The organism is Micromonospora sp. DT63 (assembly GCF_049841615.1).
Classification (GTDB): Bacteria; Actinomycetota; Actinomycetes; order Mycobacteriales; family Micromonosporaceae; genus Micromonospora.
The window spans coordinates 1264914-1282505 of the sequence record NZ_JBNCKQ010000001.1 but is presented as its reverse complement, the minus strand read 5'-3'; the positions used below and the strand labels follow the sequence as shown (position 1 = coordinate 1282505).

Annotated in this window: 14 protein-coding genes; 9 read left to right on the top strand and 5 right to left on the bottom strand. The window is 70.1% G+C overall.

Annotation, left to right across the window (positions count from 1 at the left end; genetic code table 11):
* Positions 1 to 69: 69 nt before the first annotated feature.
* A complete protein-coding gene (locus tag ACLQ27_RS05770; protein WP_425865847.1) occupies positions 70 to 1098 on the top strand; it encodes a DUF1731 domain-containing protein in 1029 nt (342 codons plus the stop codon).
* Here the strand turns inward: ACLQ27_RS05770 and ACLQ27_RS05765 are convergent.
* Positions 1088 to 2821: a cellulose binding domain-containing protein gene (locus tag ACLQ27_RS05765; protein ID WP_357574183.1), complete on the bottom strand. Its 1734-nt coding sequence runs from the start codon at positions 2819 to 2821 to the stop codon at positions 1088 to 1090. The genes ACLQ27_RS05770 and ACLQ27_RS05765 overlap by 11 nt on opposite strands.
* 486 nt (positions 2822 to 3307) lie before the next feature.
* Entirely contained in the window at positions 3308 to 4183 is an 876-nt protein-coding gene (locus ACLQ27_RS05760) for a CDP-diacylglycerol diphosphatase (protein WP_425865846.1), read from the bottom strand.
* Between the two features lie 507 nt (positions 4184 to 4690).
* Here ACLQ27_RS05760 and ACLQ27_RS05755 point away from each other — a divergent pair.
* From ACLQ27_RS05755 to ACLQ27_RS05740, 4 genes are all read left to right on the top strand, one after another.
* Positions 4691 to 6259: a pectate lyase family protein gene (locus ACLQ27_RS05755; RefSeq protein ID WP_425865845.1), complete on the top strand. Its 1569-nt coding sequence runs from the start codon at positions 4691 to 4693 to the stop codon at positions 6257 to 6259.
* Positions 6260 to 6383: 124 nt separating this feature from the next.
* Positions 6384 to 7073, top strand: coding sequence for a TMEM175 family protein (locus ACLQ27_RS05750; RefSeq protein ID WP_357492758.1), 690 nt, complete (start codon positions 6384 to 6386; stop codon positions 7071 to 7073).
* A gap of 91 nt (positions 7074 to 7164) precedes the next feature.
* Positions 7165 to 7923: a GNAT family N-acetyltransferase gene (locus tag ACLQ27_RS05745; protein WP_357492756.1), complete on the top strand. Its 759-nt coding sequence runs from the start codon at positions 7165 to 7167 to the stop codon at positions 7921 to 7923.
* A gap of 135 nt (positions 7924 to 8058) precedes the next feature.
* Positions 8059 to 8721, top strand: coding sequence for a tetratricopeptide repeat protein (locus ACLQ27_RS05740; RefSeq protein ID WP_357492754.1), 663 nt, complete (start codon positions 8059 to 8061; stop codon positions 8719 to 8721).
* A gap of 13 nt (positions 8722 to 8734) precedes the next feature.
* Here the strand turns inward: ACLQ27_RS05740 and ACLQ27_RS05735 are convergent, their stop codons facing one another.
* Genes ACLQ27_RS05735 through ACLQ27_RS05725 form a run of 3 tightly spaced genes read right to left on the bottom strand, consistent with a single transcriptional unit; the run spans position 8735 to position 11582 of the window.
* Complete coding sequence (locus ACLQ27_RS05735; RefSeq protein WP_425865844.1) at positions 8735 to 9478, bottom strand: NADPH-dependent F420 reductase; 744 nt, start codon at positions 9476 to 9478, stop codon at positions 8735 to 8737.
* A gap of 30 nt (positions 9479 to 9508) precedes the next feature.
* Positions 9509 to 10540 (bottom strand): LLM class flavin-dependent oxidoreductase, encoded by a 1032-nt coding sequence (locus ACLQ27_RS05730; protein WP_234581189.1) that lies wholly within the window; start codon positions 10538 to 10540, stop codon positions 9509 to 9511.
* On the bottom strand, positions 10533 to 11582 hold the full coding sequence (locus tag ACLQ27_RS05725; protein ID WP_357492748.1) for an LLM class flavin-dependent oxidoreductase: 1050 nt from the start codon (positions 11580 to 11582) through the stop codon (positions 10533 to 10535). The genes ACLQ27_RS05730 and ACLQ27_RS05725 overlap by 8 nt, the downstream gene beginning before the upstream one ends.
* A gap of 111 nt (positions 11583 to 11693) precedes the next feature.
* Between ACLQ27_RS05725 and ACLQ27_RS05720 the strand changes: the two genes are divergently transcribed.
* The 4 genes from ACLQ27_RS05720 (at position 11694) to ACLQ27_RS05705 (ending at position 17574) form a co-directional block, all read left to right on the top strand.
* Positions 11694 to 12194, top strand: coding sequence for a MarR family winged helix-turn-helix transcriptional regulator (locus ACLQ27_RS05720; protein ID WP_357574174.1), 501 nt, complete (start codon positions 11694 to 11696; stop codon positions 12192 to 12194).
* 86 nt (positions 12195 to 12280) lie between these two features.
* Positions 12281 to 13471 (top strand): MFS transporter, encoded by a 1191-nt coding sequence (locus tag ACLQ27_RS05715; protein ID WP_425865843.1) that lies wholly within the window; start codon positions 12281 to 12283, stop codon positions 13469 to 13471.
* A gap of 87 nt (positions 13472 to 13558) precedes the next feature.
* The gene (locus tag ACLQ27_RS05710) at positions 13559 to 14182 is read left to right on the top strand and encodes a VOC family protein (protein ID WP_357492742.1); all 624 of its coding nucleotides are present in this window, start codon (positions 13559 to 13561) and stop codon (positions 14180 to 14182) included.
* Positions 14183 to 14577: 395 nt separating this feature from the next.
* Positions 14578 to 17574 carry a glycoside hydrolase family 95 protein gene (locus ACLQ27_RS05705; RefSeq protein ID WP_425865842.1) on the top strand — a complete coding sequence of 999 codons (2997 nt, stop codon included), beginning with the start codon at positions 14578 to 14580 and terminating at the stop codon, positions 17572 to 17574.
* The last annotated feature ends 18 nt before the right edge of the window (positions 17575 to 17592 follow it).

Here is a 17592-nt window from a genome sequence, read left to right as displayed (position 1 = left end):
GGCTGTTCAGCCGTACGCTCGGAGCATGGTTGAACATGTTCAAAAACTGGTGTCGGTCGGGGATCGACCGTGAAGATCGTCATTCCGGGCGGCACCGGCCGGGTGGGCGCGATCCTGGACCGGGCCTTGACCGCGCAGGGTCACGAGGTGGTGCTGTTGACCCGCTCGCCCAGTGGTGCGCGTCAGGTTCGCTGGGACGGCGTCACGCTCGGCGACTGGACCCGGCAGGTCGACGGCAGCGATGTGGTCATCAATCTGGCCGGCCGCAGCGTGAGCTGCCGGTACACCCCGCAGAACCTCGACGCCATGATGCGTTCACGGGTGGAGTCGGCGCGCGTTGTCGGCGAGGCCATCGCCGCGGCCGAGCGGCCACCCAGGGTGTGGCTGCAGATGAGCACCGCGACCATCTACGCGCACCGCTTCGACGCCGCGAACGACGAGCGCGACGGCGTGCTCGGCGGCGGCGAACACGGCGTGCCCGGGTACTGGTCGTACAGCGTCAAGATCGCCCAGAACTGGGAGGCCGCGCAGGAGCGGGCGGCGACCCCCCACACCCGCAAGGTCGCGCTGCGCTCGGCAATGGTGATGAGCCCCGACCGCGGTGGCGTGTTCGATGTGCTGAGCTGGCTCGCGCGGGTCGGGCTCGGTGGCCCGGTGGCGGGCGGTGGGCAGTACGTCTCGTGGATCCACGACCGGGACTTCGTCCGCGCGGTGTGCCTTCTGATCGACCGTGACGACCTCGCCGGGCCCGTGAACCTGGCCGCGCCCGGCGCGGTGCCGCAGCGGGAATTCATGCGGGCGCTGCGGTCGGCCTGGCGGATGCCGGTCGGCCTGCCGGCCACCAGGTTGATGGCGGAGGTCGGTGCGTTAGTGCTCCGGTCGGACACCGAACTGCTGTTGAAGAGCCGGCGCGTCGCCCCGGGCCGGCTCTCCGCCGCGGGCTTCACGTTCGATCATCCGTGCTGGCCCGACGCCGCAGTGGACCTGGCCCTGCGACGCCGGGACCTTGGCGGCCTCGGGCGTGGGGGAGCGCACGGTCGCGCACACCCCCACGCCCGGTCGCCTCGCGATCGACACCCGGGAGCGGTCAGAGAGTGAACACGAGGGTCGAGATGCTGCGTGCGCCGACGGTGATGGTGGCCTGTCCTCCGTTCACGCTTGTCGGCTGGCTGGCCGCGTTGGCGTTCTGCGAGGTGAGGTAGTACTCGGCCTTGCTGACGTTCTGCGGCGCCTGGATCACGGCGTTGTTGACCGCGCTGTTCGACCGGTTGAGGATCACCAGCGTGATCTTGCCGTCGCCCTGGTAGGCGGTCACCTCCAGCGGCGAGGCCTTGGAGCTCTTGGTCAGGGCCACCCGCTGATAGCCCGGCCGGACGTACTTCGCGTACTGCGAGAACGCGTACCCCCGCTTGAGCGGAGCGCCCGCCGTGGTGCCGTAGGCCGCCTCGCCGTCGCCGATGAAGGAGTAGTAACGCTTGCCGTACCACCAGATGTAGGCGCTCCAGTTCGCCTCCATCGACTTGTGCACCGTGCGCATGATGTCGTCGAGCGTTTCGTTCCAGACCGCCAGGTTTGCGGGGTTGCCCCAGATGTTGGAGCCGCTGCCGTCCGCCTCGTGGTAGTTCCACTCGGTCATCCACACCGGCTTGTTGTACTGGGCCGCCAGGGGGTACGGCGCCAGCCGACCCGCGGACTCGGTGCCGTACAGGTGGCCGCCGATGTAGCCGATGTTGTTCCGGGCGGTCGCGTCGTTCAGGGTCGGATCGGTGTAGCCGTAGTTCATGTTCACGGCTTCGGCGACCATCAGCTTGCTGTTCTGCACCTTCGTGCCCTGATCACGGACGAAGGTGCGCAGCTCGGTGCCGCTCCAGTCCATCGAGTCGTAGTCGGGGTGCCAGTCCGGCTCGTTCTGCACCGACGTGACGTCGATGGTGACGCCCTGGCCGCGCATGTACTGGACATAGCTGTTCAGATGGTTCGCGTAGTCGTCGTAGTAGTCGGTCTTCAACTTGCCGCCGTTGGTGCGGCTGTTGTTGGTCTTCCACGCCGCCGGCGCCGTCCACGGTGAGGCGAGGATCTTCACGCCGGACCCGTACGACTTCGCCGTCTTCAGCGAGTTCACGTGGGTCGACCATTCGCTGGACACCGGTGAGAGGCCGGTGCGCACGATGGACAGCCCGAGCTGGTTGGGGCCCAGCCCGACCAGGGTCTGGGTGTCGGTCGTCGACCAGGCGCTGCCCCAGATGGACTGCGCGGCCCCGAAGCCGTCGACCGTCTGGTACCGGGTGGCGCTGTTCACCGTGATGTCCGCCGGCCCAGTGGGTGGCGGGGTGGTGGGTGGCGGTGTGGTCGGCGGCGGTGTCGTCGGGGGCGGCGTGGTAGGCGGTGGTGTGGTCGGCGTCGTGCCGCCGGTGCAGGTCACACCGTTGAGCGCGAAGCTCGACGGATCGGGGTTGCTGCCGGTCCACGAGCCGTTGAACCCGAACGACGTCGTGCCGTTGGTGGGGATGGCCCCGTTGTAACTGACGTTCTTGGCGGTGACCGCGGCGCCGCTCTGGGTCAGGGTCGTGTTCCACGCCTGCGTGACCGTCTGGCCAGCGCTGTAGGACCAGGTCAGCGTCCAACCGCTGACCGCGTCGCCGAGATTGGTGATGGTGACGTTCGCGCCGAAGCCGCCCTCCCACTGCGACGACACGGCGTAGTTCACCGCACAGCCGGCGGCTGCGGCACCGGCCGGCGCCGCCAGGGCGACAGCTGTCGATGCCAGTAGGACGGCGCCGGCCGAAACCAGTGCGGCGTTTGTGACTCTTCGTTTTCTCATGAGCCTTCTCCTGCAGGGGGTGGTGGCGGCGACGGATCCGGTGGATCGGTCGTTCGCAGAGCGTCAGGCGGTACCTCGTCAGGTGCTCGGGAGCGCTCCCAAGCGTGGCGGCGGGCGTTGTCGGGAATTCGCCTGTCAGTTCAGCCCCGCGTGGCAACCCTCGACATCACCCGCCGATCGCCGACCCTCGCGTCGCTCGGACGGGCGCGGAGGGAACACCGGGGGAACGCCGGTGCGTCGGCCGGAATGTCGGCACCAGATGGGGTCTCGCGCCACCGGTCGCGAATGCGCGAGCGGCGGCGGGACCGCGTTGGTGCGGCGAACGGGTCCAGCGGGACTGTGGCACCCTCCTCCGTCGGCCGGTTCCTGGAGCGGGCCGGCCTCGCTGCTCATTCGCGGGCTCGCGGGTGAGTGCCGCACAGCGAGCGTACGAAACAGTTTCTTGTTGCCAGGAATTTATTTCGTCAAGTGGTGCCTGTCAATGCGTCAGGCGTACGCGAGCAGGAAGTCGACGGTCCCGGTGCCGCCGGGCTGGCCGGGGGCGACGGGCAGGCCGGGTTCGCTGTTCAGGACGTAGAAACCGCCGCTGCCGATCAGCCGGGGCGTCACGGCCATCATCTGCGCCGCCATTGTCGCTCCGGTCGGCCGCACCACGCTGTCGAGCAGGAGCCGGAAAAGGTTCGCGTTCAGGTTCGCGACGTGGAGCACCCGGTACGAGCGGGGAGCGGCAGCGCCGGTGCTCGTCAGGCCCCAGATCGGCACGATCTGGTTGCGCCACCGCGACGGGTCGTTCGTGATCGTGCTGTCGTGGGTGTTCAGCTGGGTCTGGATGCCCGAGTGGATCCCGGCCAGGTGGATGTGCAGCTGGTCCTGCGTACGGATCGTCGGGTCGGCCGAGTTGATGCCCAGCCCGAGGTGGGGATAGACGACGTGTCCCGGCTGGCCCGGCTGGGCGTTGTTCCACGCGTCGAGCCAGTAGTTCGGTGCGCTGGCGGTGGTGATGAACGGGCACTCGATGCCGCGGATCCGACAACTGGGGACCAGCAGGAAGTCGTGGTTCGACCCGGATCCTCCATTGAGGATCACGTAGGTGGGGGTGGTGCTCAGGCACTGGGGGAACGGAGGGCCGGTCCTGGTGCCCTCGCAGACCTGCACCCGGTCCCAGAGGTCGAACCTGCCTCCGGTGTCGCCGGGGTAGCCACACAGGGGTGAGGGCGTGGGGCAGGGGGCGCCACCGGGCTCCGGCGGGGACGGTTCGGGGCCCTGGCCCCCGTCGGCCAGCGCCCGGTCCGCGCCGATGATGCCCAGGAGCCCCGTGGCGCCGGCCGTTCCGGAGATCCGGACGAACTGACGCCTGGCCATACCACCCATCTTCATCCTCCGTGGCTGCTCAGAACGGGTGCCGTCAGGTGTCATCGCGCCGCGGATCGGTGTCGACGACCGGCCGATGTGAGTCATGAACGTGTTGAGATTAGGACGAACCAGTCAATGACCCGGGTGGCGGCACGGCTGGTCCCCTGATCGTGTCGGGCTGCGCCGGGGCGCTGACCCGGGCCGGCCCGACAAGCGTCTGCAAAAAACCTGCAAACGCTAACCCTTGCCCAGAGGGAAACCGCTTTCCTACGATTGCGTTACATCGATGTTTCATCTCGAGCTGGGCGGGTGCGCATCGGGATGCGCTTCCGGCGACGTGCCGTTTGGCCAGCGGCTTCGCCGCGCACGCCAGGGCGATGACATTCTCGGCGACGAGCAAACAATTGATTGCCGTCAATGCACAGTGATCGACTGAAATCGCGTACCCGTGGAGGGTCGACGCGTCGATCGCCGCTGCCGTCGGCACATCGAGACGAAAGACGAAGGAGGCGCGACATGAGACGACCAGTCGCACTGCGACTTCAGGCGGCGCTGGCCACGGCCGCTGTCGGGATCGCGGTCGGAGGAACACTGTCCATCCCGCACGCGTCGGCGGCGGTCGGCACCGCCACCGGCTACGCCACCCAGAACGGCGGGACCACCGGCGGCGCGGGCGGGCAGACGGTACGGGCCAGCACGGGCACCGCGATCCACGCGGCGCTGTGCGGGCGAGCCAGCAGCAGCACCCCGATCACCATCGAGGTGACGGGGACGATCAACCACGGCAACACCAGCAAGGTGTCGGGTTCGAGCTGTAACACCGCCGACGGCGTGATCGAGCTCAAGCAGATCAGCAACGTCACCATCATCGGGGTCGGCAGCGGCGCGATCTTCGATCAGTTGGGCATCCACATCCGTGACTCCAGCAACATCATCATCCAGAACGTGACAGTCCGGAACGTCAAGAAGTCGGGTTCGCCCACGTCCAACGGCGGAGACGCCATCGGCATGGAGAGCACGGTCCGCAACGTCTGGGTCGATCACGTCACCCTGGAGGCGTCCGGCGGGGAGTCCGAGGGCTATGACGGCCTGTTCGACATGAAGGACGACACCCAGTACGTGACCTTGTCGTACAGCATCCTGCGCAACTCCGGTCGTGGTGGCCTCATCGGCTCCAGCGAGAGCGACCTCTCGAACGGCTTCATCACGTTCCACCACAACCTGTACGAGAACATCGACTCCCGTACGCCGTTGCTGCGCGGCGGCATCGCGCACATCTACAACAACCACTACGTGAGCCTCCACGAGTCCGGCATCAACTCCCGGGCCGGCGCACGGGCCAAGGTGGAGAACAACTACTTCCGCAACTCGAAGGACGTCCTGGGCACCTTCTACACCAACGAGCGCGGCTACTGGCAGGTCAGCGGCAACACGTTCGACAACGTCACCTGGTCCAGCGCCGGCAGCGAGAACTACCCCGCCGGCCCCAACCCGACGTCCAACACCACGGTCAGCATCCCGTACGCGTACCGCCTCGACGGCGCGAGCTGCGTACCGGATGTCGTCCGGCAGATGGCCGGCGCCAACACGGGCCTGCGGGTCTCCGACGGGAGCTGCTCGCCGCAGACGCCGCCGCCGACCACGGCTGCGCCGACCACCGCGCCGCCGACCACCGCGCCGCCGACCACCGCGCCACCGGCGACGACGCCCCCGCCCAGCGGGACCAACCTCAGCCTGGGTGCCGGTGCCGACGGTTCCAGCAAGGCCAGCGGCACCAGTTACGGCAACGTGCGCGACGGCGACATCGGCACCTACTGGTCGCCGGCCGGATCGACCGGCTCCATCTCGATCAAGTGGGGATCGGCCACCCGGGTGTCCCGGGTGATCATTCGGGAGCCCTCCGGGACCCAGGGCTCCATCGGTTCCTGGCAGCTCGTCAACCACGACACGGGCGCGGTCCTGGCCTCCGGTAGCGGTGCGGGCGTGATCACGTTCTCCGCGACAGCACTGAGCAAGATCACCTTTAAGATCAACAGCTCGAGTGGTGTGCCGCGGGTCGGCGAGTTCGAGACGTACGCCAGCTAGCCATCGGGTGGGCGGGGACGGTCCGGCCGCTCCCGCCCACCCGTGGTCCACGAAGGACGAGGCCGGCCCGCGCCGCCCCGACGATAACCCTCGGTGGCCGATCAGTGACTGCTAGCATGCGGCAATGTCCGCAGCTCAACGGGGGATTCAGGCAGGCGACAGTGGTCCCGCGGTGACCGACGCGGGCCGTCTGGCAGCGTTCAGCGACGCCGTGTTCGCCATCGTCATCACCCTGCTGGTGCTGGATCTGCGGGTGCCGGACTTCCACGAGGGTGGACTGGCCGAGGGTCTGCTCGGGGAGGGACCGTCGTATCTGGCCTTCGTCGTGTCGTTCATCTATGTCGGTGTTCTCTGGCTGAATCATCACGCGGTGCTCCAGATGGTCCGGGGCACCACCCCCGCCTTCAGCTCGATCAACCTCGGCATCCTCTTCGGCGTGGTGATCATCCCGTTTCCCACAGCCGTCCTGGCGTCGGCGCTGGCCGACGGCAACACCGACGATCTGCGCGTGGCGGTCGTCCTGTACGCGTTCGCCGCATCACTGATGTCGGCGCCCTGGTGGGTGCTCTTCGCCTATGTGCGCCGCCACCCGGCCCTGCGCGCCGACACCGTCGACCAGGAGCAGGTCCGGGTGCAGGAGGCCCGCCCGATCGTCGGCCTGGTCCTCTACGGCCTGACCGGGGTGCTCGGCTGGTTGGTGACCCCGTTGCTCGGCCTGATCGGTGTGGTCGTGATGATCATCTTCCATGGCGCCACCAGCCAGGGCCTGCGGCACGGGCTGCGGCGGCGCAGGCGCGACGCCCCCCGGAGCTGACCCACCCGCCGTCCCACCGGACCTCGATTCGCGCAGGTCACACCGCTGCGGCTATCTTTCTGCCTTCGTGGAGACCGTCTGGGGGAGGGCCATGAACACCATCGCCGATCGGATGGCCGCGGCGTACGACGATGCCATCGAGGATCTGTGTGGAGCGACTCCGAAGGGGTGGTACGCGAAGCGGGGCACCGCCCGTGCGGCGGTGACCCATGCGGGAGCGTCGACGTTGAACGTGGCGTACGACCTGTCGCGGGAGCCGGACCTCGATTCGCTGGACACGATGGCGACCGAGGTGGCCCGGCAGATCGAGACCTGGTCGATCATGGTCCGGGAAGACGCCGCCGGCGCGGTGGCTGATCTCGCCGGCCGTCACGGGCTCTCCGAGCGCAGCGAGCTGCCGCTGCTGGCCTGCACGGCGGGCGAGCTGGTCTACCGGGCTGACGAGGCGCAGCGCGAGCGCGTGCGCCGGGTCGGCGCGGCGGACAGCGATCGGTACACGGACGTCCTCACCAGGGGGTTCGACGCCCCGGACGGTCTGTTCGGGTCGCTGATGGGCGGCGCCGTGCTCGACGCCGAACGGATCGACGGCTACCTGTACGAGGAGGCCGGCGAGACCCTCGGCACGGGTCTCGGGATGCGCACCCGAGGGGTGGTCGGCGTGTTCAACATCGCCGTCGTCCCGGGCGCGCGCGGTCGTGGCCTGGGTCGGGCGATCACCGAGACGGTGCTGCGCGACGGCGTGGCGACCGGCGCGGACGCGGCGTACCTGCAGAGCAGCGCGCTCGGCCGGCCACTGTACGAGTCGATGGGCTTTCGCCTCCTGGAAAACTGGACCGCCTTTCATGCGTGACCAGCTGACGAGACGGCCGACACCGCGGAGCGGGCGACGCCACCCTGCGCGAGCAACGAGAGGACATCAACCGTGAGTTTCAGTGACGACGTCCGCTCGGCCTTTCGGCGGGGGGAGACCGACGAAGTCGTGCGGATGAGTACGGCCGAGATCGAGCGGGCCCGGACCGTCGGCGACGCGGCGGGCGAGGTGGAGGCCCGGTACAGCCTCGCGCGGGTGGCGATTCGCGGCGGCGACCTGACGCTCGGGGAGGCGCGGGCGCGTCAGGCGCTCGACGTCGCGGTGCGCTCCGGCGATCGCGCGTTGGAGGAGCGGCCGAGGCACGTGCTGGCCGCGGTGGCGCGGATGGCCGGTGACCTGACCCGCGCACGGGATCTGTACCGGGAGAGCATCGCGCTGAACGAGGCGCTGGGGCGGCCGGAGACCGTCAACTCCGAGACGCACAACCTGGCCTTCTGCGAGCTGGGCCTGGGCAATCTCGCCGAGGCGAGGAGGCTGTTCACCCTCAGCCGTACCCGGGTGTTCCGGCACGGCTGGGACGAGTTCGTGCCGTACGTCTGCGTGGCGGGCGCGGCGCTCGCGTCCGCCGAGGGCGACCACCCGCGAGCGGCGCTCATGGTCGGCCTCGCGGACGCGGCGTTCGCGGCCCTCGGCCAGGTGCCGGATCCGGACGACGCGGCCGACCTCGCCGCCGTGCGGGACGCCGCGATCGAGGCGCTCGGCCCCGACGCCTACGCCGCCGCGCAGGAGCGGGGTCGGCACCTCGACCCCCGTACGGCGTTCGACGACGACCTCTGAGAGGGACGGCCGGTCAGGCGGGCGGCTCGGGGGCCGACCGGGCATCGTCACCGTCGCCCGTGCGGGCCCGCGCGGCGGCGACCGCCCGGCCGCGCTCCGACCCCGGAAAGCGGCCGAGCATCGCGCGCACCTCGTCGGCGCTCACGTTGGCGCCGAACAACTCGCTGCCCGGCTCGAGTCGTACCCCCTCGGCGAGGGGGCCAGCGACGACCGGGTCGAAGCCGAGATCGTCCACGAGGGACGCGACAGTGGCGAGGTCGGCCTCGTCGTCACCGGCGATCGCGATGGCCTTGCGGCCCGCCGTGCCCGTCGACCGCGCCTCGTCCTCAAGGTCGTGGTAGCCCATGTGGTTGAACGCCTTGACGACCCGCGCGTCGGCCAGGAACGCCTGGACGATCTCACTGGACGAGGTGCGCGGGTCGGTCAGGTCGTCGCGGATGCCGTCCACCTCCCACCAGTAGTTCATCGCGTCGACGACGAGCTTGCCGCGCAGCGCCTCGGCGGGCAGCGCCCGGTACTTGCCCAGGGGCAGGGCGAGGATGACGATGTCGGCACCGGCCACGGCGTCGACGGCGGTGGTGGCCACCGCCCCGGGCGTGAGCACCTCGATGGTCAGGGCGATCTTCGCCGGGTCGCCGGAGCCGGCGACGAGCACCCGGTAGTCGGCGGCGAGCGCGAGCCGGGCGAGGACGGTGCCCACCTTGCCGGCACCGAGCACGGCGAGGGTCCGGGGTCGGTCGTGACCGTTGTCGAACATGTCGTCCTTCCAGAGGGGTCGGCCGGTGGGTCAGCTGGCCAGGATGTCGCGGACCATGGGGATCACCCGCGAGCCGTACAGCTCCACGGCGCGCATCCGGGCGCTCACGGGCTGCGCTCCGGCGGTGTAGATGAGGTCGAACCGGCCGACGCCCAGGCTGCGGATGGCACCGGCCATCCGGCGGGCCACCGTCTCGGGTGAGCCGATGTAGAGCGAGCCGTGCTCGACCTCGGAGTCGAACTCCGTACGGCGGATCGGTGGCCAGCCGCGCAGCGCGCCGATCCGGTCCCGCATGACCCGGTAGTGCGGCCAGAACAGCTCCTTGGCCTCCTCGTCGGTGTCGGCGATGAAGCCGGGTGAGTGCATCCCGACCGGGTGCGCGGTGGTGCCGAGCTGGTCGGCCGCCCGGCGGTAGAGGTCGATGTAGGGGGCGAAACGGTCGGGAGCGCCGCCGATGATGGCGAGCATGAGCGGCAGGCCGTACCGGGCCGTCCGCACCACCGACTGGGGTGAGCCGCCCACGCCCACCCAGGTGGTGAGGTGCCCCGACTCCGTCTTGGGGAAGACGTCGGCGTCCGTGAGCGGGGCGCGCGTGGTGCCGCTCCAGGTGACCGGCTGCTCGTCGAGCAGCTTCGCGAACAGCTCGATCCGCTCCTCGAACAGCACGTCGTAGTCGGCCAGGTCGTAGCCGAACAGGGGGAAGGACTCGGTGAACGAGCCCCGGCCGAGGATGACCTCGGCCCGGCCGTGCGACAGCGCGTCGACAGTGGCGAAACGCTGGAACACCCGGACCGGGTCGTCGGAGCTCAGCACCGTGACACCGGAGGAGAGTCGAATCCGCGAGGTGCGGGTGGCGATGCCCGCCAGCACCGTCTCCGGCGTCGACACCGAGTACTCCGGACGGTGGTGCTCGCCGAGGGCGATCACGTCGACGCCGAGGTCGTCGGCCAGCACCGCCTCGTCGACCACCTGGCGGATCGCGGCGGCGTGCGACACGGGCTTGCCGAAGTCGTCCTCCGGTACGTCACCGAAGGTGTCGAGGCCGAACACGAGGTCAGACATTGGTGGGCTCCTTCGCCAACAGCTCCCGGACCCGCGGCGCGACCTCGCTGCCCAGCAGCTCGATGGTGCGCGCCCGTGCCTCGCGAGGCAGGTGCATGATGTCGTACTTCAGGTCGAACCGATTCAGCCGCAGGTCGCGGGCCATCGTGGCGATCTTGCGGGCGACCGTCTCCGGCGAGCCGACGAACAACGCCCCGTGGTCGATCTCGGCCTCGTAGCGGGCGCGGTCCGGTTTGTAGAAGCCGCGCTCCTCGGCGAGCCGCGCCACGGTCGGCTGCCAGTACCGCCACCAGGTCTCCACCGCCTCCTCGTCGGTGTCCGCGACAAGGCCGAGCGAGTGCTGCCCGACAGGTTGCTCCGGCTGCCCGAACTGTGCGAGCGCCTGGTGGTAGAGGTCGACATGGCCGGCGAACCGCTGGGGACGCCCACCGATGATCGCCAGCATGAGGGGAAGCCCGTGACGGGCGGCGCGGACCACCGAGTTGGGGCTTCCTCCGACGCCGATCCAGGTCGGGATGCCGCCCGGCCGCATCCGTGGGTGCAGCCGCTGGGCGACCAGGGGAGTGCGTACCGTCCCGGACCAGGTGACCGTTTCGTCGCGCTGAAGCCGTAGGAAGAGGTCCAGCTTCTCCTCGAACAACCGCTCGTAGTCGGCCAGGTCGTAGCCGAACAGCGGGAACGACTCGGTCGCCGATGCCCGCCCGAGGACCAGTTGGGCGCGGCCGTCGCTCACCGCGTCGAGGGTGGCGAACTCGTGGTAGAGCCGTACCGGATCGTTCGTGCTGAGGACCGTGACCGAGGTGCCGAGGCGGATCCGCTCGGTAGCCGTCGCGATCCCCGCGAGCAGGACGGGTGTGGCCGAGTCGTTGTGGCCCTCCCGGTAGTGCTCGCCGAGGCTGAACACGTCGAGCCCGACCGACTCCGCGAGTCGGGCCTCGTCCACGAGCAGTCGTACGGTCTCGGCGTCGCTCAGCGTCCGGTCGCCGTCGGTGGCCACCTCGCCGAACGAGTTGAGCCCCAGCTCGAAGCCTTTCGCCGTCATGTCTCCTCCTCGGCGATCCTCGCCGTCGACCGCGGGGAAGTGATCTTCCCATGTTGACGTGTCAATGATGCTAACCTGCTGATTGACGCGTCAATTCCCCGGGAGAGACACATGGTGAGCGCCACACCCGAGCGGCGGAGGGGCCGCCAGCTGCCGACCGCGGAGGAGCTGCGGATCTGGCGGGACTTCGTCGAGACGACGGAGAGGCTCACCTCCCGGGTCGGGTCACGTCTCCAGGTCGACACTTCCCTCTCCTCGGGGGACTACGCCGTCCTGCTCGCCCTCACCGAGGCGCCCGACGAGCGGATGCGCTCCTCCGCCCTCGCCGCACACATCGGGTGGGAGCGGAGCCGGCTCTCGCACCACCTGGGCCGGATGGAACGACGCGGGCTCATTCGGCGCGAGGAGTACGCAACCGTCCCGCGCGGGGCGCAGGTGATCCTCACGCCGGCCGGGGCCGAGGCGTTCCAGCGGGCCACCTTCGGGCACCTGCGCACCATCCGGGAGCTGTTCGTCGACGCTCTCACACCGGAGCAGCTCCGCGCGGCCGGCGACATCGCGGCGGCGCTGCGCGAGCACCTCCGGCCGCGGCCCGAGGAGCGCGAGGAGTAGGCCGGGCCGCATGCGACGCGGCAGACCGGGTACGCCGCTGCGGCCGTCAAGCCCGACGCGCGCCGCGCAGCACGAGGAGTACCGACATGTCGATCGCGGGGCGGGCACGACTCGCGCCGAACGTCTCGCTGGTGCTGCTGGCGTCGATCCTCGTGTCGTTCCTGGCCGCCTCGGCGGCGCCGACTCCGCTCTACGGGATCTACCAGGAGCGCTGGCACTTCTCGCCGGTCACGACCACCGCGGTGTTCGCGGTCTACGCGCTCGCGGTGCTGGCGTCGCTGCTCATCTTCGGCAAGCTCTCCGACCACGTGGGCCGGCGTCCCGTCCTGGCCGTCGCGATCGCCGTGCAGATCCTCTCGCTGCTGGTCTTCATCATCGCCAACGGCGTGCCCGCCCTGGTGGTCGCCCGCCTCGTGCAGGGGCTCGCGGCGGGTGCCGCCACGGGGGCGGTCGGCGCGGCGATGCTGGACATCAACCGTGTGCGCGGGACGCTCGCGAACTCGATCGCGCCCGGTCTCGGCACCGGCAGTGGCGCTCTGCTCTCGGCGCTGCTCATCCGCTACCTGCCCGCGCCGACCCGGCTGGTGTACGTCGTCCTCGTTGCGGTCCTGCTGATCCAGGCCGTCGGGGTCGCCCTGATGCCGGAGACCGTCACACCGATGCCGGGTGCTCGGCGCAGTCTGCGACCCGAGATCCGGCTGCCGCGCCCCGTACGCGGGCCGGTGCTGGTCGTCGCTCCGGTGCTGTTCGCGGTCTGGGCGCTGGCCGGCTTCTTCGGCGCGCTCGGCCCGGCGCTTGTCCACAGTCTGATGGAGCCGTCGATCGTGGTCTCCGGCCTGGTCCTCTTCGTCTTCGCGCTCTTCGGGTCGGTCGCCGTCCTGGTGCTGCGCAACACCGCGGCGCGGACCGTGATCCTGACCGGGATCGTCGCCCTCATCCTGGGCATGGTCGTCACGGTGCTCTCGGTCATGGCCGAGTCCGTTCCCGGGTTCTTCGTCGGCCTCGCGCTGGGCGGCGTCGGCTTCGGCGGTGGGTTCCAGGGCAGTCTCAAGACGATCATGCCGCTGGTCGAGGCGCACGAACGCGCCAGCGTCCTGTCGCTGCTCTACGTCGTCTGCTACGTCGGCTTCGGCCTTCCCACCGTGATCGCCGGCTTCCTCGTCGTCTACGCCGGCGGTCTGCCGCAGACGGCCGACGAGTACTCGGTCGCCGTCATCCTCCTCGCCCTCGTCGCCCTGCTCGGGGTGCGCAGAGCGGCACGGGTGGCACCCGGCTGATGCGGGAAACGCCGCACCCGCCGCCGGCACAGGACGTAGCGTGGTGATCGCCGACGGCGGTGCCCGCACGCGATCCAGGAGGCCGAGATGAGCCCGAAGGCTGGCGACGCGAGCGCCGCGTCGAATGTCGCAGGCCTCGACGTCAAGGTCGAGGTGATCGTCATCGGAGTCTCGGACGCCGACCGCGCGAAGCGGTTCTACCAGGGCCTCGGGTGGCGACTCGACCAGACGCCGCCGGGCATCGTCCAGTTCACGCCGCACGGCTCCGCGTGCTCGGTGCAGTTCGGCGCTCAGCTCACGTCGGCGACGCCGGGTTCGGCGACGGCGTACCTGGTCGTGTCGGACATCGAGGCGGCCCGCGACGCGCTCGCCTCGGCCGGTGTCGACGTGGGCGGCGTCTTCCACGTGACGCCGGACGGGCCGGCCGACGGCCCGGACCCCGAGCGGCGCAGCTACGTCTCGCGTGCCACGTTCCGCGACCCGGACGGCAACACCTGGCTGATGCAGGAGATCACGAACCGGCTGCCGGGGCGCGTCGAGGGCGACCTGACGTCGTACGGGTCCGCGAGCGAGTTGGCGAGCGCGCTGCGGCGCGCGGCCGCCGCCCACGGCGAGCACGAGAAGCGCACCGGCGAGCGGGACGACAACTGGCCCGACTGGTACGCGACGTACATGGTGAGCGAGCAGTCGGGGGCCACGCCGCCCGAGTGAGCGGTGCCGGCGCACCACCCCACCGTCCGCCGGATCCGGCGCGGCGGTGCTGTTGCGTGCCCACCTCCACCGGCCGTCGACAAGAATCATCAGATGTATTGGCGAGTCGTGTGGACGGCACGTGTGTCCACCGTGGCCGCCTGCCCGCGCCACCGTTCCGGGCGAGTCCGAACTCTCCTGATTAGGGTCGGGTCGCCGCCCGTGATCCTCCGGGCTATCGACCGTTGCCTATTGCGTGACACCGGAGTAATCTTCCCGAAACACATCGGACGTTTGACCGTCCGAGGGTCTGCCGACGGCCTGCGCAGCGAGGCCGGTGCCACCGCGCGGATCCACTATCGGGGGTCGTCGTTGTCGCGCGTGGGTGGCCGTACCGGTCACCGTTTGGAGGATCGATGTCAGACCTGACCCGGCGGCAGGCCCTCAAGATCGGCGCGGCCGGCGCGGGTGGCGCCCTGCTCCCGCTGCCCTGGACGGCCACCGCCCAAGCTGACTCCGTCGCGCCGCCGCAGGTGCTGGCGGCCAACGACCTCGCCCTCTGGTACGACGAGGGCGCCGGCACCGACTGGCTGCGGGCCCTGCCGATCGGCAACGGCCGGCTCGGCGCGATGGTGTTCGGCAACGTCGACACCGAGCGACTCCAGCTCAACGAGGACACCGTGTGGGCCGGCGGCCCGCACGACCCCAGCAACACCAGAGGCGCCGCCGCGCTGGCGGAGATCCGGCGACTGGTCAACGCCAACCAGTGGACCCAGGCCCAGGACCTCATCAACCAGACCATGATGGGCAACCCCGGCGGGCAGTTGGCGTACCAGACCGTCGGCAACCTCCGGCTGGCCCTTGGTTCGGCAAGCGGGGCGTCCCAGCACAACCGCACGCTGGACCTCACCACCGCCACGGCCACGACGTCGTACGTCCTGGGCGGCATCCGCTACCAGCGTGAGGTCTTCGCCAGCGCGCCGGACCAGGTCATCGCGATGCGACTGACCGCCGACCGCAGCAATTCGATCAGCTTCACCGCCACCTTCGACAGCCCCCAACGTACGACGGTGTCCAGCCCGGACGGCACGACGATCGGCCTCGACGGCGTCTCCGGCAGTCAGGAGGGCGTCACCGGGCAGGTCCGCTTCCTCGCCCTGGCCAACGCCACCGTCAGCGGGGGCACCGTGTCCAGCTCCGGCGGCACCCTGCGGGTCACCAACGCGACGAGCGTGACACTGCTCATCTCGATCGGCTCCAGCTACGTCAACTACCGCAACGTCGGTGGCGACTACGGGGGCATCGCCCGCCAGCGCCTCAGCGCGGCGCGCGCCTACAGCTACGACCAGCTGCGCAGCCGGCACGTCGCCGACTACCAGTCGCTGTTCGGGCGGGTGACCCTCGACCTCGGCCGCACCTCCGCCGCCGACCAGACGACCGACGTCCGCATCGCGCAACACAACAGCGTCAACGACCCGCAGTTCTCCGCGCTGCTGTTCCAGTTCGGCAGGTACCTGCTGATCTCGTCGTCGCGGCCCGGCACCCAGCCGGCGAACCTCCAGGGCATCTGGAACGACTCGCTCACCCCCTCCTGGGACTCGAAGTACACGATCAACGCCAACCTGCCGATGAACTACTGGCCGGCCAACACGACCAACCTGGCCGAGTGCCACAACCCGGTGTTCGACATGGTCCGCGACCTGTCGGTGGCCGGCGCGCGCACCGCCCAGGTGCAGTACGGCGCGGGCGGCTGGGTCACCCACCACAACACCGACGCGTGGCGGGCGACCGCCGTCGTGGACGGCGCGTTCTGGGGCATGTGGCAGACCGGCGGCGCGTGGCTGTCCACGCTGATCTGGGACCACTACCTGTTCAACGGTGACGTCGAGTTCCTGCGGACGAACTACCCGGCCATGAAGGGCGCCGCGCAGTTCTTCCTCGACACCCTGGTGACCGAGCCGACCCTCGGCTACCTGGTGACCAACCCGTCGAACTCGCCGGAGCTGAGCCACCACGCGAACGCCAGCGTGTGCGCGGGCCCGACCATGGACAACCAGATCCTGCGCGACCTCTTCGACGGCGTCGCCCGGGCCAGCGAGATCCTCAACGTGGACAGCACCTTCCGGGCCCAGGTCCGCGCCACCCGGGACCGGCTCGCGCCGATGAAGATCGGCTCGCGGGGCAACATCATGGAGTGGCTGTACGACTGGGTGGAGACCGAGCCCAACCACCGGCACATCTCGCACCTCTACGGGCTCGCGCCCAGCAACCAGATCACCAAGCGCGGCACCCCGCAGTTGTTCGAGGCCGCCCGCCGTACGCTGGCGCTGCGCGGCGACGACGGCACCGGTTGGTCGCTGGCCTGGAAAATCAACTTCTGGGCGCGGATGGAGGAGGGCAAGCGGGCCCACGACCTGATCCGCTACCTCGCCACCACCGCCCGGCTCGCCCCCAACATGTTCGACCTGCATCCGCCCTTCCAGATCGACGGCAACTTCGGCGCCACCGCCGGCATCGCCGAGATGCTGCTCCAGAGCCACATCGGTGAGCTGCACATCCTGCCCGCGCTGCCGCCGGCCTGGCCCAGCGGCCGGGTGACCGGCCTGCGCGCCCGCGGTGGGCACACGGTCAGCATCACGTGGGCGAGCGGCGCGGCCACCGAGGTGCTGGTGCGACCGGACCGTGCCGGCACCGTCCGCCTGCGGTCGCGGTTCCTGACCGGCACCGTCAGCGTCGTCGACACCGCCGACGGGACGTCACCGCGGGTCACCCGGATCGAGTCCGACCTGGTCGAGGTGACCGTGCAGGCGGGACGCACCTACCGGGTCAGCAGCACGGGTGTCGCCACGCCGACGCTGGAGCAGAGCTTCACCAACGCCGGCATCAGCAACGACAGCAACACCAACGTCGCGAACTTCGACGGCAACGGCGCGAGTCTCTCCGCGCAGGCCCTGGCGCAGGCCGGCGCCAGCCCGGGCGGCACGGTGAGCCGCAACGGTGTGAACTTCCGCTGGCCCAACGTCAGCCCCGGTACGGCCGACAACGCCATCGCCTCGGGCCAGACCATCGGCGTCAGCGGCACCGGCAGCACGCTCGGCTTCCTCGTGACCGGCACCTACGGCGCCGTGTCGGGAACCGGCACCGTCGTGTACGCCGACGGCACCCGCCAGACGTTCACGTTGAGCACGCCCGACTGGTACGGCGGGCCGCAGTCCGGGGCGACCGCCGCGATCGTGTCCGCCTACCAGAACCGGCCCAACAACGCCCGCCAGGCCACGGCGGCCTGCATCTACTACGTGGGCGTCGCGTTGCAGAGCAAGGCGGTGACCCAGGTCGTGCTGCCCAACATCAGCGCACGGCCCGCGGCGAACGTGCCGACCATGCACGTCTTCGCCATCGCCATCGGGTCCTGACACCGGGCTCGCGCCGCG

Bases quoted from the DNA above. Each gene is read 5' to 3' on its own strand.
- ACLQ27_RS05735 (WP_425865844.1), bottom strand. From the start codon at position 9,478: ATGTTCGACAACGGTCACGACCGACCCCGGACCCTCGCCGTGCTCGGT.
- ACLQ27_RS05725 (WP_357492748.1), bottom strand. From the start codon at position 11,582: ATGACGGCGAAAGGCTTCGAGCTGGGGCTCAACTCGTTCGGCGAGGTG.
- ACLQ27_RS05740 (WP_357492754.1), top strand. From the start codon at position 8,059: ATGAGTACGGCCGAGATCGAGCGGGCCCGGACCGTCGGCGACGCGGCG.
- ACLQ27_RS05730 (WP_234581189.1), bottom strand. From the start codon at position 10,540: ATGTCTGACCTCGTGTTCGGCCTCGACACCTTCGGTGACGTACCGGAG.
- ACLQ27_RS05720 (WP_357574174.1), top strand. From the start codon at position 11,694: ATGGTGAGCGCCACACCCGAGCGGCGGAGGGGCCGCCAGCTGCCGACC.
- ACLQ27_RS05765 (WP_357574183.1), bottom strand. From the start codon at position 2,821: ATGAGAAAACGAAGAGTCACAAACGCCGCACTGGTTTCGGCCGGCGCC.
- ACLQ27_RS05755 (WP_425865845.1), top strand. From the start codon at position 4,691: ATGAGACGACCAGTCGCACTGCGACTTCAGGCGGCGCTGGCCACGGCC.
- ACLQ27_RS05745 (WP_357492756.1), top strand. From the start codon at position 7,165: ATGAACACCATCGCCGATCGGATGGCCGCGGCGTACGACGATGCCATC.
- ACLQ27_RS05705 (WP_425865842.1), top strand. From the start codon at position 14,578: ATGTCAGACCTGACCCGGCGGCAGGCCCTCAAGATCGGCGCGGCCGGC.
- ACLQ27_RS05760 (WP_425865846.1), bottom strand. From the start codon at position 4,183: ATGGCCAGGCGTCAGTTCGTCCGGATCTCCGGAACGGCCGGCGCCACG.
- ACLQ27_RS05750 (WP_357492758.1), top strand. From the start codon at position 6,384: ATGTCCGCAGCTCAACGGGGGATTCAGGCAGGCGACAGTGGTCCCGCG.
- ACLQ27_RS05715 (WP_425865843.1), top strand. From the start codon at position 12,281: ATGTCGATCGCGGGGCGGGCACGACTCGCGCCGAACGTCTCGCTGGTG.
- ACLQ27_RS05710 (WP_357492742.1), top strand. From the start codon at position 13,559: ATGAGCCCGAAGGCTGGCGACGCGAGCGCCGCGTCGAATGTCGCAGGC.